The organism is Noviherbaspirillum sp. (genome assembly GCF_036846085.1).
Classification (GTDB): domain Bacteria; phylum Pseudomonadota; class Gammaproteobacteria; order Burkholderiales; family Burkholderiaceae_D; genus Noviherbaspirillum.
The window spans coordinates 1-16,097 of sequence record NZ_DAIUCO010000107.1 but is presented as its reverse complement, the minus strand read 5'-3'; the positions used below and the strand labels follow the sequence as shown (position 1 = coordinate 16,097).

General features: G+C 50.9%; 12 protein-coding genes. 4 read left to right on the top strand and 8 right to left on the bottom strand.

Annotation, left to right across the window (positions count from 1 at the left end; translation table 11 throughout):
• Positions 1–89: 89 nt before the first annotated feature.
• From V7080_RS13635 to V7080_RS13620, 4 genes are all read right to left on the bottom strand, one after another.
• Positions 90–860 carry a hypothetical protein gene (locus tag V7080_RS13635; protein WP_334188936.1) on the bottom strand — a complete coding sequence of 257 codons (771 nt, stop codon included), beginning with the start codon at positions 858–860 and terminating at the stop codon, positions 90–92.
• Between the two features lie 168 nt (positions 861–1,028).
• On the bottom strand, positions 1,029–1,790 hold the full coding sequence (locus V7080_RS13630) for a hypothetical protein (RefSeq protein ID WP_334188935.1): 762 nt from the start codon (positions 1,788–1,790) through the stop codon (positions 1,029–1,031).
• A gap of 955 nt (positions 1,791–2,745) precedes the next feature.
• Positions 2,746–3,015: a hypothetical protein gene (locus tag V7080_RS13625; RefSeq protein ID WP_334188934.1), complete on the bottom strand. Its 270-nt coding sequence runs from the start codon at positions 3,013–3,015 to the stop codon at positions 2,746–2,748.
• 589 nt (positions 3,016–3,604) lie between these two features.
• The gene (locus V7080_RS13620; protein ID WP_334188933.1) at positions 3,605–5,032 is read right to left on the bottom strand and encodes an MrcB family domain-containing protein; all 1,428 of its coding nucleotides are present in this window, start codon (positions 5,030–5,032) and stop codon (positions 3,605–3,607) included.
• A 438-nt stretch (positions 5,033–5,470) separates the two neighbouring features.
• Here V7080_RS13620 and V7080_RS13615 point away from each other — a divergent pair, with 438 nt between their 5' ends.
• The gene (locus V7080_RS13615) at positions 5,471–8,335 is read left to right on the top strand and encodes a PAS domain-containing protein (RefSeq protein WP_334188932.1); all 2,865 of its coding nucleotides are present in this window, start codon (positions 5,471–5,473) and stop codon (positions 8,333–8,335) included.
• 257 nt (positions 8,336–8,592) lie between these two features.
• Here V7080_RS13615 and V7080_RS13610 read toward each other — a convergent pair whose 3' ends face one another.
• Positions 8,593–9,486: a LysR family transcriptional regulator gene (locus V7080_RS13610; protein WP_334188931.1), complete on the bottom strand. Its 894-nt coding sequence runs from the start codon at positions 9,484–9,486 to the stop codon at positions 8,593–8,595.
• A gap of 126 nt (positions 9,487–9,612) precedes the next feature.
• On the opposite strand from V7080_RS13610, the gene V7080_RS13605 reads away from it, so the two are divergent.
• Both V7080_RS13605 and V7080_RS13600 read left to right on the top strand, forming a co-directional pair.
• Positions 9,613–10,680, top strand: a complete 1,068-nt coding sequence (locus V7080_RS13605; protein WP_334188930.1) for an alpha/beta hydrolase — start codon at positions 9,613–9,615, stop codon at positions 10,678–10,680.
• A 129-nt stretch (positions 10,681–10,809) separates the two neighbouring features.
• Positions 10,810–11,958 carry an aldo/keto reductase gene (locus V7080_RS13600; protein WP_442947229.1) on the top strand — a complete coding sequence of 383 codons (1,149 nt, stop codon included), beginning with the start codon at positions 10,810–10,812 and terminating at the stop codon, positions 11,956–11,958.
• Positions 11,959–12,258: 300 nt separating this feature from the next.
• Here the strand turns inward: V7080_RS13600 and V7080_RS13595 are convergent, their stop codons facing one another.
• Together V7080_RS13595 and V7080_RS13590 are read right to left on the bottom strand one after the other, a co-directional pair.
• The gene (locus tag V7080_RS13595; RefSeq protein ID WP_334188928.1) at positions 12,259–13,104 is read right to left on the bottom strand and encodes a hypothetical protein; all 846 of its coding nucleotides are present in this window, start codon (positions 13,102–13,104) and stop codon (positions 12,259–12,261) included.
• Positions 13,105–13,192: 88 nt separating this feature from the next.
• Positions 13,193–14,062, bottom strand: a complete 870-nt coding sequence (locus tag V7080_RS13590) for a hypothetical protein (RefSeq protein WP_334188927.1) — start codon at positions 14,060–14,062, stop codon at positions 13,193–13,195.
• Between the two features lie 45 nt (positions 14,063–14,107).
• Here V7080_RS13590 and V7080_RS13585 point away from each other — a divergent pair, with 45 nt between their 5' ends.
• The gene (locus V7080_RS13585) at positions 14,108–14,305 is read left to right on the top strand and encodes a hypothetical protein (RefSeq protein ID WP_334188926.1); all 198 of its coding nucleotides are present in this window, start codon (positions 14,108–14,110) and stop codon (positions 14,303–14,305) included.
• A 185-nt stretch (positions 14,306–14,490) separates the two neighbouring features.
• On the opposite strand, the gene V7080_RS13580 is transcribed toward V7080_RS13585, so the two are convergent.
• Positions 14,491–15,903, bottom strand: a complete 1,413-nt coding sequence (locus V7080_RS13580; protein WP_334188925.1) for a hypothetical protein — start codon at positions 15,901–15,903, stop codon at positions 14,491–14,493.
• Positions 15,904–16,097 lie beyond the last annotated feature (194 nt).

The window sequence follows — 16,097 nt, the reverse complement described above, 5'->3', positions numbered from 1 at the left end:
ACCGTCTTTGGGGTATAGTCTTTCATTCGGGTTCCTTATGGTTGTGAAGGCGTGTGTCTGCTATTTGCGCAAACACACTTGCCTTTTTATTAGACGGATTGCTGTTGTATCTCGCTGCGGCCGAACGAGACGAATGCCGAGTCGGTTAAGTCTTTGTCACTTACTATTGCTTTGATTTCAAAGCTACCATCCGCAAGTTGACGCAAAATCGCTGTACAGTCCGTCTCTTCGCCTAGCGGAGCAACAATTGGCGCTATACCTGTTGAAAGGGTGAAGATCGCTTCCTTGTTACGCAGAATCTCCCGCGCCTTTTCGCCGTAATGCGCCACATCTTCTGTGTTCTCGCCCGGCACTTTTCTTCCAGATGCCCCACCTTCTGTTTTGGGGATCTGTTCCTTTTTTGTACCGTCGCTCTTATAGGTTGTGCGTACGGACTGAATACCGCCTTCTGCTGTTAGCCAGTTAACGAAGCTTTCGGTTGAAGACTTGCGCTTGTCTGCTACTCTTAAAATATGCACTACGCTGCTTACAAATTTCGAGTCATTGCCAAATGTGTATTTGGCTAGTTTCTGGAGTATGTCGTTTGACAGGAAATTTTCGAGACCTGCGTCTTTGCAGTTCTTGTCGAGGATTGAAGCGTTTGCATCACGCACTTCGGGTAATTTGTCTTTGAAACCGATTTCATAAGCGTTGAACACGGCAGCAATACAATCGTAAAGCGCAGTACGTGAACGTGCATGGACTAGCTTAGCGTGCTCCAGGCTATCAGCGAACGTCATCTCGACAATCGCTACTTTGGGTTTAGCTTTCTGCTTATGAAATTGATTGGTTTCTGCAACGTTTGCTACTGTGGTTCCCATGTGGATTCTCCCTATAATTTGTTCAAATTTATTTGCCGGTGCGCATCGGACAACCGGAACTATAGGGATTAAATTCGCGTCCCAAAAGTTGGGGACGTTAGATTAAACTCCCTCCTTTTTGACGTAAATTAGTTAAAGGGGAGGGGAGGTTCGGAGTGAACAGGGGGGTTAGTTTCCAGGGGTTTTGGGCGCGCCACCTTTTGTATTCCAGTTCACTACGGCTGCAATAGCTTCTCTGGCACTCTTTGAAAGAGCCTGATTATCGTCGTCAAGCAAACGCCCAGCTGCGTTCTCTTGTTCGAGCCAAGTCATTACTGCTTTGTGTACGCCGGTTTTTAAACCTTTTGCAGAAAAGTGTTCCCATGCTCTTATTGCTGCTATCAGTTTAGGAGAGATGAAATCACCGGTCTCGCGCAGGTATGGAGGTACTTTGTTGACAGCAAGTCCTTCAGCCTCTTTCGAAAAAAAGTAGCCTCTTGCGAGTCCCTTGCTGGTCAACCAATCAACGAGGTCTTGCCGTTTGATCTTGGTTCTGCGTGGATCGGGCGCATCAACGTCCGCATATCTCGGCATGTTGAAGAATGCTGGTTCCTTGGGGGTCGGCTTTGGGGCTATCGCAGCTGCTAGCTCAGATGATTCGATTGCTTCGTAGAGCGCATCTATCCACTGATTGAATTTTCCTGCTGCCTCCGTATAGTCGGTAATCTGTGCAACATTACCGAGCTCTGAGGGCTCATTACCGAACGTCTTTGTGCGGATAATCCGCGTTTCCTCGCAAGGGCAGTCCCAATCGCGCTTGACCTTGAGCTCGCCATGTACGTTTTCATCAACGAATGCGGGATCGATACCTGCAATAAGTGCGGCTGCTTGTACTATATTGAAACTTGATTTTGTATCTAGTGCTTCAGTATTACCGATTGAATAGTTCATTACGTTAGCTATTAATTAACACGTCGTGTGCAATCACAGATTATAAATACATGCTTAGGCAGCTTCCATCGTTATGCGGAACGTACAGATTTCCGTGTTTTTGCAGGGAGTAGTAAGTTGACTATAATCAGAACCCATGTTCTGGTAGCCCATAGCTCTGAGAGCGTGTAGGCCCGTTGTAATGGCGGATTTCCTACCTGGTAGTAAGAGTGCTAGTGTTGTGCTAGCGAGCTGCATCAAGAACCTAACGCTTGATGATAAAACAGCAGAGACGCCCGTTGAAAAAGTACGGTGAAGATTAGGCGCAAACAGATACAGGCGCAAGTGCTGTTGATGGCGATAGAGAGGAGAGTCTTAGGGGCAAAGTAACTCACTGGCGTCCTGCCAGAGGAGTTAAGAATTCTATGATTTTTTTCCAATTAATTGCTTTAGAAAGCAACGCAAGTAACTGAGCAGATGCGGTAGCAGGTGCGAAGCTACGAAGCGATGCCTGAAGCGAAGCGGAAGCTGAACAATCCCAATGACTCACCCGAAAGTTGCCGAGATCGTTTTGACGGTAGGCGCGCTCTGTGAGTGGTTGGCATTCGATTCCCTTGTATTGCTTCGCAAGTCTTTCCCCCTTCGGGTGCTCTGGCTTCTTCGCTGCCGCTTATGCGCCAGAGCAGGCGTTCCAACGCCACTCGTACCTGCTTTCGCAGATACTCGCGGCTCGTCCGCCGCCACTTCGTTACCAGATTCAGGCTGTCTTCGACCACCAGAGACCTGCGGTGCTTAGAGCTGCTCGGGCCGCAAGGCCAAGATAAATGGAGCGGCGCAGCACACGGTTAACAGTGAACGATAAACAGCGCGGTAGGCTTGTTTGGTGACGCTCTGGCTGACGTTTGATCCACGTGGAAGCAGAAGTATGTGGATTGAAAATTCCCCGCAAACCTCTGGTTTGTCGTTTAGAACGACTTCAATAATCGTCGCAGAACATGATCGTCGTGTAACTGCGGTCGGATTCCGTAATGATATAGATGCTGCTCCAATCTGACAGTGTATAGCGAGACAGGATGCGGATAGGACGATTAATTGCTTGCTCGTTGGCCTGCGTGTCGTCACGCCCCAAATCTCCCCAATCTCCGCTGACATGGCGCATTAGATACATCAGCGGCTGTTCGTTGATGCTTTTCATATGGGTCTTGCAACCTGCAGTAATGACGATCTTCCCCAATGCAAACTTCATTGCCAACCTTCGGGCCTACCGTCCACGTATTCGATAGTCTCGGAGAGTCGTTCAGCCGGTATGTGCGCAATGTTTGTTCTACTAAACCATACAATGAACATGCCAGGATGTGCTGGGTTGCGTTGCACTTGGCATGCTTTTCCGGTTTTGTATTCGACTGTGTGCCCTTGGCCAATTACTTTTGCAGTTAGTGCGACTTTTATTTTTGCTTTGCGAGGCGCTGCATAGCTCATTTTGATAACTGTCTTGACCAATTTGCCAAGATGGTAACTTCATGGGCATGGAGATCAAGCGAAGAATGACTTGACCGTCAAGAATTGACGATCAATGAAAGCGACGTTGTATGGCTTTTGGCACTGAATTTTTTTCTCACACTTACAGCGAGCCGAAGCTCAACGAAAAAACGCTTGGCGACGATTCTGCCAAACATATGGGGCTGCCGGTTGATTGATAAGTGTCGGTTAAAACGACAGTTGGGTATTGTGACAGTCGGGGTGGTGAGATTCGGACCGAGTAAAAACCTTGGACCGAACCGGCGCACTCCGAACGTAAAGTTTTATACATCGTAAATCCTGGCCGGAGAATACGATCAGTTTGTAGTTTTACCTAAAGCGGTTTGAGCCAAGTTCTTGCGCGATGCGGAGTAGGCCGTTGCCTTGAACTCCCATTGATCGGGGTCCCAAGGAATATCGATTGAGAGCCTTCCACCGGTAGCTGTAGGATCACCTCCATCCCGATTGATATCGATATCATAGACAATCGCCAGTACTGTTCGTCCTTTGTTTTCTTGATGAAGGGCTAGTTCATTCGCCGTCAGCAAGAATGAATTCGCGTAAGCACTGGTAGTGCCTTTTACTTCAACAAACCAATCTATGCCGTCCTTCTTGGCTGCGAAGTCGTAAGATTCTTTGGCGGACATGTCCTCGATATCGGTGAAGCCACGCTCTGCCAAAGCAGCGCGAATGGTAGCCATGGCATGTAATTCGACCGCAGTCTTCTCTGCTTGGCTCAGGAATCGCCCTTGTCCACGGCTGGACCCGCTCTTTGGATGTATCGTCTCAGAAAGTTGAGATTGATGCTCGCGTACTTCGGGAGCATCCGATAAAGGAATTTTACCGAGGCGCTCAGACTCGTAAATTGAAATAAGCATCCTGGTTAATACGACGAGATCATCCCAAAATTCCGTCTCATCAAAGCAATCAGGATCGTAACGCTTTGCGAATGCCGTTGCCTTTTCGAACTGTCCTGAAAGGTGGTTGCCGTGTAGGTTGATTGCGTCTGAAAAGCGAGCAGCAAGCTGTGGTTGTCCAGCAAAACACTGCTGGGCCCAATGAATTCTGGTTGCAAGTTCCGTGGGATCGACGTCAGCGAGGTCGCCGTCTTTATAAACTGTAGCGCCGCAGCCTAATGTTGAATAGAAATAGTCTCCCTTGCTTGAAAAGTGAATGACGACGTACCACCCTTGGGTAGCAGAAGATGACATCTCAGGATCATAGATACGGGTCCACGCAGACATAACTTTTCGACCGATACCGTCACGTCCTTCAATAGTGCATTCATAGCCACTTGCCGAAAAAGTTGGCTCGAACTGCTCGATATGGCTGTACATTAAATCGCGCAACGCGACTCTGACCAAAAAGCCCCGCTGCTTCATTTCATCTGTGTTTTCCGATGAATACTGTGTTTGTAGAGATAATATCTCACTGACTATCGATTTTAAGGAGGTAGGTGCCTCCATGGCCGTCTTCGGAACAATTGTGAAACCACAACGACGTAACGTCCTAAATGCGCTGGAGGAGTCGCCCCCCTTGAAGTCGGCAGGTCCAAACGTATGCTTGAAAGCTTCTTCAAGAGCAAGGCCAGTAACTTCCTTTGGCGCATAGCGTTTGCCGTTAAAAACCATATCAAATTTTGTCGAATCAGAAAAACGAGTTTTAGCACCTGCGTCAATGCGTTCGACGGCCCGCAGAAAATGTTGACGTTCCAGTGAAGAGAGCAGCTCAGTAACGGATTGCATGCCGGATGGTTGCAGTTTGGAAAAGGTGACAATAACGCATTTTGCCAGTTTACATACCAATGGCCGTGAACAGCGCGTCTGACAGAGCGTTCAAGAAAATAGTGTTCGCGTGCCCCACCCTCCGCTTCTGCACTGTCGGCTTCTAGCTAGAGACCTGACGTTTCGACGTGATTGTTGGCTGGCTGAGTACGACCCGTTGCCGCCTGTGGCCATTCTCCAAACCGGACGTTCGCAGGCCCCTGAGAAGTTGTTTTCACACAGCCAGGACCCGAAGCGGACATTCAAGGATTGCTCATTCGCAAGTCTGTTGAGCTGTCGTTTCGTATATAAAAGAGCCGGTTAGTGCTGACTGCCTAGCTCACTCGCTACCTCGTACGCGATGCAATCAGTACATGTATCCTAACGTCCTAACTTAGTGTTGAGACCGTAGGACGTTGCGTGACTAAAATCGATTCAAGTATAAATAGGGCCGCGGACCAGCCTGACCTAAATGCCATTTTCAATGCGCTTCCCGCTGCGTGCATGGTCATATCCCCAGACTTCACCATTGCGGCAGTTTCTGATGCGCACCTACGCTCAACCGGGGCGACGCGGGAACAGATTGTCGGCCGAAATATATTCGATGCCTTCCCGGGCAACCCTGATGATCCAAGTGTCGATGGAGTAGCAAATATTCGCGCTTCAATCACGCGGGTATTGGAGCATGAAATTCCCGACGAGTTGCCGATACAAAGGTATGACGTACCGATCGACGGGCAAGCGGATAGCGGTTTCGCCGTACGTTACTGGAAACCGATTCATGCTCCCGTTTTCAATAGCAATGGCGATGTTATATACGTCACGCAGTATGTAGAAAATGTCACGCAGCAGGTCATTGACTCAGAGAATGTTGCCAAGCTGAAGTCCGAAGTTTCCTCGCAAGCGCAGCAGCTGCGCGATCAGCAGGGTATCGCTGATTTATTCCGGCAAGCACCAGCGTTCATGGCGATGCTTGTTGGCGCGGAACATCGCGTCGAGTTCGTCAACGAGAGTTATTTGACGTTGATCGGACATAGAAACATCATAGGAAGGCCGCTGGCAGAAGGTTTGCCGGACGTAGCAGCGCAGGGGTTTGTCACGATTCTTGATGAGGTATATCGAAGCGGTCAGCCGTACGCCGCGAACGCCGTTAAATATGCGATGCAGGTGGTACCGGATGGGCCGGTAAACGAGCGACATGTGGATTTCGTTTTCCAACCGTTTCGTAACTCGCAGGGAGCCGTAACGGGCATCGTTATCCAAGGCATCGATGTCACGGACCGGATACTGACAGACGCGCGTAATGACATATTAATCAGGTTAAGTGATGTCTTCCGAGATTCAAGCTCCCCGCAAGATGTCATCTTCGGTGCTTCAGCGCTCTTAGGCGAAACGCTTGGTGTCAGCCGGGTTGGTTACGGGACTATTGATCCGGATGCGGAAACGATTACGGTCGAGCGTGACTGGAACGGTCCTGGAGTTCAAACACTCGCCGGAACACTCAGTTTGCGAGACTATGGATCATTCATCGACGATATGAAGCTCGGGAAGTTTATCGCCATCGATGATGTCGAAGCCGATCACCGCACACGCGAGGCTGCAACGGCGCTCAAGAGACGAAGTGTTGGCTCCTTTGTGAATTTTCCGGTGATCGAACGCGGCAAATTGGTTGCGGCCATTTTCATCAACCACGCACAAGCGCGAAACTGGAGCAAGGAAGAGCTGGAGTTGATCAGAGATGTTGCCGAACGCACAAGAACGGCCAGCGAACGGATGCGTACGGAAAGTGCCATGCGTGTGAGCGAAGCCAAGTTTCGCACCATTGCCGACGCCATGCCGCAAATTGTCTGGTCGACTATGCCCAACGGACAAACCGACTACTTTAATCAAAAGTGGTACGAATTCACAGGGGAACCATGGTCACCTGCATCCGGGACCGAATGGAACGCTTTGCATCCAGACGATCGTGAGCGTGCTTGGAGCGTCTGGCAGCACAGCGCGTCGACAGGGGAAACCTATGAAGTCCAGTACCGCCTGCGGCACCATTCGGGCCAATATAAGTGGATTCTGGCGCGTGCCCTACCGCTTCGTGACGACTCGGGCGTTATCCTGCGCTGGATGGGAACGTGTACCGACATCGACACGCAAAAAAACGTGGAAGATGAATGGAAACATGCGAGTCAGCGAAAAGATGAATTTCTGGCGATGCTCGCACACGAGCTGCGTAACCCGCTCGCTCCTATTAGCACCGCTGCTCAGCTTTTAAAAATGCAAGGCGCCGATGAAAGACGCATCCATCGAGCGAGCGACATCATTACTCGCCAAGTCAAGCACATGACAGATCTGGTGGATGACCTGCTCGATGTGTCCCGGGTCACGCGAGGGTTGGTGCAACTTGAGAAGGAAGATCTTGATCTGAGAACCATTATCAACGGTGCTGTCGAACAATCCCGCCCACTTCTCGAAGCGCGGCAACACGGATTGGTCTTGCACATTCCGTCTGCTCAAGCTTACATCAACGGTGACAAAACGCGCTTGGTTCAGGCGATTGCCAACCTGCTCAATAACGCGGCGAAGTACACACCTCAACGAGGAGAGATCGCACTTCTCATCGACGTACAGAAGACGCAGGTTAAAATCAGCGTGACCGATAACGGCGTCGGCATGGCGTCGGAACTGATTCCATATGTCTTTGAATTGTTTACCCAGGCCGAACGCACGCCGGATCGTGCGCAGGGTGGCCTTGGTTTGGGTCTGGCGCTCGTCAAAAGTATCGCTACGCTACATGGTGGCGCGGTACTGGCCGCAAGCCCAGGCGCTGGAAAAGGGAGCACCTTCACGATTATTCTGCCTTTGGTAAAACCAGAAAAAACCAAGGTCGTCGCAGCCCCAACTGAAAAGATAGCGAACGTGGCCAAGCCTGTGCGCATCATGCTCGTTGATGACAATCAGGATGCGGCACTTTCATTATCAGCATTGCTGGAAGCAGCGGGCCATCACGTACTCGTCTTTGAGGACGCCCGAAGCGCACTAGATGTAGTGGATGAGCAGGATATCCAAGTATTCGTTCTGGACATTGGATTACCTGATATCGACGGCTTTGAACTAGCAAGGCGACTACGCGCCAATCCTAAGACTGAAAACAAGGTCCTTATTGCGCTCACCGGTTATGGGCAGGCACATGATCGCGTGTTATCTAAAACAGCCGGATTTGATTACCACTTTGTGAAGCCTATCGATACCATGCAGCTAACACAGATACTTGCAAACGTTCCTAAAAATTAATGGCGGCGAATGTCCGCTTCTGGCCGCAAACGGAGCTTGCCAGCGATTGTGCCGCTGGCGGCTATAGGTTGCTTTCCGGACCTTGCCTGATCCGGCATGAACTGGTGTAATCGACCCTAAGCAGCCACAGCCATCTCCGGAAAGCTGACGTTCGCGCGCTTACCGCAACGGGCATGTAAGCGATCAGGGTAAAAGGTCGATTAGTGGTACGTTTTCACACGGCCTGGACCCGTAGCGGACATTCGTCGCACTTTGATTCAAGCCTTATACCTCAGCGCCTCAACTAACAAGGCAAAGGCCGCCGTAGGTTGTCTCCGGCTGGGATAGTACAAGTGGTATCCGGATAGTTTCGGACACCAGTCTTTCAGAACTGATATCAGCTGACCGCTGTCGAGATGTTTCTGCACCTGATCCAGTGGCACATAGCCCAGCCCGAATCCATTGACTGCTGCGTCAATGATCAAGTCAATCGTATTGAAGACGAGTGGTCCTTCAGTCCGTACTTTAAGTTCACGCCCTTTCTTCACAAATTCCCAGACATACAGACCCCCAGAAGTTGGCAACCTCAAGTTGATACAACGGTGCTGCATCAAGTCTTGAGGCACCACCGGAGCGCGCATCCCTGCAAAATAGTCAGGGCTGCCGACGATCGCCATTTGCATATCAGGCGCCATGCGCACCGCAATCATGTCCTGTGCGACTTGTTCGCCTAACCGCACGCCTGCATCGTATCGCTCGGCGACGATATCGACCCTGCCGTAATCGAGATCGATTTCGACAGAGATGTCGGGGTAGTCTGGCAAAAGCTTTTTTAAAGCTGGCCAGATGATCGTTTTGGCTGCATGTTCGACCGACGTAATGCGAATCGTGCCGGCCGGCTTGTCGCGCAGCTCGCTGAGGGCCGCGACGCTTGCATCCAAATTTGCCAACGCTGGGGCGAGCGTCTGCAGAAGGCGCTCGCCAGCATCAGTCGTCGTAACGCTGCGGGTCGTGCGTGTCAGAAGGCGCAGGCCCAGACGCGTCTCCAAGCGACGCATGATTTGGCTAAGCCCTGATTGAGTCATCCCCAACTTGGCGGCTGCCTTTGTAAAGCTTCTCTCTTCTGCCACCACCAGGAAAGCAGTCAGATCCGCCATCTCTTCGCGTTTCATTCATTACACCATCTTATAAGTCCAAGTACGTTTCAGTATCTTATCACTGAGCCTTGCGGGGTCTACCATTCACTCATGTTGCAAATGCACGTATCAATTCACAGACGACTCGAAAGGATTGCCGATATGAAAGACCAGACCAGCTCCCGTTTTACCCATCAGAGTAGCCGTCGCAAGGTTGCCCTAGGCGCTACCGCGTTAACCGCTGCATTCCTACTCCCTCATTTCGCAATCGCCGCTGCAAATCCAACGGGCACCACGAAGATTGGGGATGTGACGATGAACAGTGTTCAGTTCAAAAATAACACGATCAACATGGCAGGCAACATTTACTCCCCTAAAGACTTCAATAAGGCTGGGAAATACGCTGCCGTTGTCGTTGTTCACCCAGGCGGTGGCGTCAAAGAACAAGCGGCAGGTTTATATGCGCAAAAACTTGCACAACAAGGATTTGTTGTACTGACATTCGACGCATCCCACCAAGGCGCAAGCGGTGGCATGCCACGCTTCCTCGAAAATCCTACTGAGCGCGTCGAAGATGTACGCAGTGCCGTGGATTATCTGACCACGCTGGCCTATGTCGACCCTCAGCGCATTGGTGCATTGGGCATTTGCGCCGGTGGTGGATACGCGATTAAGGCTGCGACGATTGAACACCGCATCAAGGCAGTGGCCACCGTCAGCGCAGTGGACATCGGCGCTGCGACCCGCAAGGGATGGGACGGCAAGGGATCAGAAGCAGATCAGATCGCAATGCTAGATGAGGTTGCCAAGCAGCGTACGGCTGAAGCAGCCGGGGCGAAGCCCAAATACGTCACCTATGTCCCAGTGACGCCAGACAGCACTACGCCTTCGGACTTGCGCGAGGCATCAGACTACTACCTGACTGCTCGCGGTCAACATCCTGGCGCACCTAATAAGATGCTATTCACAAGCCTCGACAAGATGCTCTCCTTTACGGCACTGGATCAGGTTAACTCTCTGTTGGTGCAACCGTCACTGATGATCGCTGGCAGCAATGCCGGTTCACTATGGCATAGCCAGGAGGCCTATCAAAAGGCCAAAGGTGAAAAAGAGCTGTTCATCGTTGATGGCGCAACGCATATGACTTTGTACGATGGTGAAAAGCATGTCGGCCAGGCGCTCGGCAAGCTGACCCCATTCTTCAAACGCAACCTGTCCACGGCCGGGTGATCCGGAGTTAGAAAGCGTTGCTCGCAACGCGTATTGACCACAGGTTAAAACAACCCCTTGCTGCCGCTTTGCTTTTGCGACTCTGAGGTTGATGTCAGCGGGTAGTTCAACAAGCAGGAATCAAAGGAAATGATCATGGAAAACGGGAAAGACGAGTCGAATAGCTCAGCGGGGCCGATTACGGATCGTCGCGACTTTATGACAAAGACTGCACTGCTCGGCGCGGGATTAGTCGCCAGTTCACTGTCCTGGGCTGCGTCATCGGACCAGTCTAAAGACAGCAAATCAAAAGCCAGCATGAGTACGCGCAAGCTCGGCAATCTTGAAGTGTCGGCGATCGGCGCCGGATGCATGAGCATTAGCGCGAACTACGGACCGCCCGCCGACAAAGGCCAGGGGATTCAGGTCATCCGTAGTGCTTATGAAAAAGGCGTCACGTTCTTCGATACTGCTGAAGTATATGGCCCTCATACCAATGAAGAACTGGTCGGGGAAGCCATTGCACCTTTCCGCGACAAAGTGAAGATCGCCACCAAGTTCGGTTACGACATCGAAAAAGGCGGTCATAACAGTCGACCGGAGCACATCAAGAAAGTCGTCGAGGCTTCGCTCAAGCGATTGCGAACCGACCGTATCGACCTCTACTACCAGCATCGCGTCGATAAGGCAGTGCCGATCGAAGAGGTCGCCGGTGCGGTAAAGGATCTGATACGGGAGGGGAAGGTTTTGCATTTCGGGATGTCGGAAGCCAGCGCGAAAACCATCCGCCGCGCTCACGCAGTCCAGCCTGTTTCAGCGATTCAGACGGAATATTCGGTGATGAACCGCGATCCGGAACGAAACGGCGTGCTTAAAACCTGTGAGGAACTGGGTATTGGCTTCGTTCCATGGGGCCCGGTTGGCATGGGTTACTTGACCGGAAAAATTGATCAGCGTACCAAACTGGATCCGAAAACCGACTTTCGCAGTGAGTTCGAGCGCTTCAGCCCTGCAAACTTGCAAGCGAACAAGTCGTTCATTGATTTACTCAAGAAGTTTGGCGACAAGAAGAATGCCACCCCTGCTCAAGTAGCAATTGCATGGCTACTAGCGCAGAGCCCTTGGATCGTTCCCATTCCAGGCACGCGCAACGTCAATCATCTGACCGAGAACCTGGGGGCAATCAACGTGAGGTTTACACCTGCCGAGCTTCGCGAGTTCAATGCGGCACTATCCAAACGCAAAGTGCACGGTGGCCGCATGCATGCAAAGTTTATGCAGGAAGTCGAAACGATTTAACCGGTCAGCTCGGAAAGGCTATAGGCAATTGCAAAGATCACTGTTGCCCTTAGCCCGATGTCCGCTTCTGGCCGCAGTGAGACGACTGCTCAGCCATCTTCAATGACTGCTTCAAGCCAAGCAGCGGACGTAGTAAGCAGGTTTGCGAACTGGCGAGATCGACCCTTAGCTGTCCTTGGGCAAGTCGATAAGCTGTCATTCTAACGTTTGAGGCAACTGGCCACCGCAGCACGAAACTCGGAGGGAACCCGCAAGCGCAGCTTGCGGACGTCCGGTTGACAGCAAGGTTAGGAGTTTTCCTCATTTGAACGGTTGTCGATCTATCCAACTGTTCCAGTTGATATGCCCATCGTCGAACTCGACCGCCTTGAACACAACGAGTGTGACCAACTGGCTAAGATGGAAGAAGTAATCGATGACTGTGATGTCGACGGTGGTACCGTTCAAATTAATGCTTTTGTCTAGCTCACTGTTGTGAAATAACGAATTTCGCAGGTGAGTGTATGTCGACACTGCCCTCGGGAGGTCGTTAGGTCGCTCCACAGAGACATCGAATCCAAACCGCTGAAGCAGTGCGCAGATTGGCTCAGATGAATTGCGAGAATTGCGATCATTCAGTACGGCGCGAGCATATGTCTCAAGTCCGGAGTAAAGAAAGAAATATGACACCTCCAAGAAGGGGCGCCGTTGCCGAAAGGTTTCGACTTTTTTGAAAAAGAGAGCGCGAAACTTGGTGGCCGTGCAATACGCTTCGTCAGAGAGCTTTCCTAGGCAGGCCACGACGAAATCGGTTCGAGTGTTGTGGAAGAAAACATCGCTTGGGAGAGCAGCACCGCCTCCGCTGCTTCTCCGATGAGTGGTAATGATCGGTTCAAACGCAGAAAAGACATCTTCTGTTTCGACTGAGCGCGGCGACGTGACAATTACATCAAGGTGCTCTATGAAGGAAAGGACGGCTTCCAAGTCGAACAGGAAGTCATCTGTGACGGAAGGGCCAGACAATACGGCCGTCAGATGGTATGCACTTTCTTCGCGTGCCCAGAGCGATGACTGTTGATAATCCGTCGTCCGAGGTTCTATACGAAACCCTGGACCAACGAGTGGACGTGTTATTTCGTAGCCGTAGATGCCACAGAACGCAGTCACGTTTAGCCCCTAATCTAGAGCTAGCCAGAGCTGCACGAATTTATCGCGCAGCGTCCAGCGACCGAAGGAAGCGAGGTTGAGGGTTATGTTAGGTCTTCCTTGGAATAAATGTTGAAACATATGAAGAAGTTCCATCTGGTGATTCTTCAAACAGCACCTCAAGGGTGCCGGAAGCCACCTTTGATGAGGCGAGTGTTAGCACCTTGCCTTCACTGACAGCAGATGCCGTATCGAGCGCAACTTTCTCTGTGACTGTATCAATGCTCACCCCAATTCTTCGGATCTGTGCCTGACCGCCCTCGGGGAGATCGGTAAACCAAGGCTCTGGGGGCATCAATTCGACGTAGAAGTTTCCCGGACCGGAGCTCGTATGGTCAAGAACAACCGTGCGGGTCTGATTGTTGTTCGCAATATACTGTATGAGAGCCCGCACAGTGCCGACTTGTATTCCATCAAAGTTAAACCAAGCTGCGTTCTCTACCTGTTCAAGGCGACGAGGTTCGCCTTCTTGCGAATCGACGTCAATGAAAGCGTTGTAGCTCGGACGAACATGCTGTACCTGCCCGCCGATCAACTCGCGAGCTAACCGCACCCAATCTGCTTGGGCCGCTTCAGCTTGAGAGATAGCCTCGATCTTGAGGGCCTGCGCCTTCAATGCGGCGCTCTTGGTAAACCCACTACGCGACCAAAGTACGAGTTTCGACGTGGGCAAGTGTTCGTGCTTCTTCGCGACGCCTTCAATCCAAAGAACGTCTGCAGGGCGGGACTGATCTCTGCACTCAATCGACAAAAAAATTGGGTATGTTCCCACCATTGTTTGCGCGACTATATCCACTTCCCGTAGCTCACCAGTAACTAGGTCCGTAAACATATGGGACTCTTCGACTATCCAGTCCTTGCCGAGGCGCTCGTGAACAAGCAGCGCCAACCGCTGAAAGGTATTTGATCGTTGGGGCATGAGGTAAGGTTGCTGTAATGCTAAACTGAATATTTAGCAGGAAACATGAATATTCGTGGAAGACAAACGCTGTTAGCGCCAGTCTATGAAGTACTCAGTGTATTTGATGACTGCATCGTCAGCAACAAATATGCAGTTGGAGAAAATCGAACGGCAGCTATCGGAAAAATTGCTAGATGGCAGCTCCTGGCCGCTTGCAGTTCTTCAATATTTCCAAGCGTCAGGCAGCTTTGTGTTCTTTAGCAGACCTTCATAGATGAAAGATAGCGGCTGGCCATCGGTAGCAGCCATGTTGGACCGGGTAACGTCTGTTGTGACGTCCAAGTGTCGGTTGCCCGACACTTGGATCAGTGAAACGGTCGGAGTAAGAAGCTTCCAGCATGACGAAAGCCTAGGCCCAAATTCATACACCCCGACGCTTAGGCGACTCAGTTCAGATCGAGCGGAGCGGAGGAGGGGGCTGGCAAGTCCAGGGTGACAATGCCGGACTGGACTTTGAGAGGTATATCGGTATCTGGTGACTTGGAAAGCTGCAACCCTTTGTGGCTGCGCACTGATTGCAAAGAATCGATGTTCATCTCGCCAGTGAGCTGGCTAGCATAGAAGCGTTCGATCATTTCAACGGTTGTTCGCGCATTACGAGCCAGAGTTAGCAAGTCGATGTTATCGCCTTCAAGCAGACGATGCATGATGCAGGTATGACGCAAGCTGTAAATTGTCCGGTCTTCGCCTCGCGGCCCTGTCTTAAACCTCAAGTCGTCAAGTAAGTAGTTGAATTGCTGCTGCAAGCGGCGTAGCGCAGTGTTGCGATTTTCAAATTCTGGCATGAACACGTAGTGGTCGGCTTCAGCTAGCTCACCTTCGGTATGAGCTGTTCTCAGCTTTTCATATACGCCAACTGCTTTTTCCAATGTCACGATCGGTTTGTCGTGACCTTTACTTTCAGGTAAGGTAAGTCGCAGAAACGTATGGCTTTCGCGTACGATTTCCACATGTTTGTGCTGCATGTTCTTCAGATCGGTCGGGCGGATGAAGCTATTGACCATGAAGGCAATCATGTGGGGCAGCTCTGCCGTAAATTTGAGTCGCCGCACAACATTACCTAGTTGTTGACCTGCTTTGGGCTCGGCACGCATCACGTAGTCCGTTCCAACCAATTGCCAAGCCCGCTTTAGAAGTGCGTCATACTCTTTCGGCGTAAACCAGCCACGTGGTTCATCGCGTTTTGGAATTTTCGGGAATTTGGGCAGGGTTTGTAGCAGGTTTCGGTTCAGCGCATAGTCGAGCACTTTCCGAATGAGGCCTAAGTAGCGTTGGATGGACGATCCCGCCAAGTCATTGCCAATTTTGGCGACGAAATTCTCCAATTTGTCATAGCTGATTTCCGTAACATCCAGTTCGCGAAATTCTGGCAAGACCTTTGCGTCAAGGAAGTACTGATCGTTCCGATGCGCTTCTGCTGAGATGTCGTTTCGAACGACACGTGCAGCCTGCATTTCCATCATGCCTTTGGCACAAATGTCGAAGCGGCTCTTCTTTGTCATCGCAACGCCGTTGAGCCTGTTGAACAGGATTTGATCGTATAAAGCTTTTGCCGATTTAAGCGCTTCACGCTTGTCGGTTTGGCCAGTGCTACGCTTGATTGTCTTGCCTGTAGTCTGCTCATAGCAGCGAACTTGCCAAAAACGGCTAGCGGCAATTTGGTAAATTTTGAGCTTGTCTGGATAGCCAGGAACTAACTGAAGCGTCTCAGGAATCGGTACGGTGCGAGACGCGTTGGGAGAGGAAGTAGGTGTTGCAGAATTTGAAACAGATGCAGTTGTTTTTGTTGTTATTTTCATTTTGCGATCCATAGATGCTAGGTCTGCAATGCACCTAAATCTAAGGAAATCGCAACTGCAAACCTAACTTGTGTACTACACAGGATACTGTAGTACTTGATGGTTTGCAATATTATGTAAGTCGTTGATTCTATTGATGTTTTGGTCGGGGTGAGAGGATTCGAACCTCCGGCCTCTACGTCCCGAACGTAGCG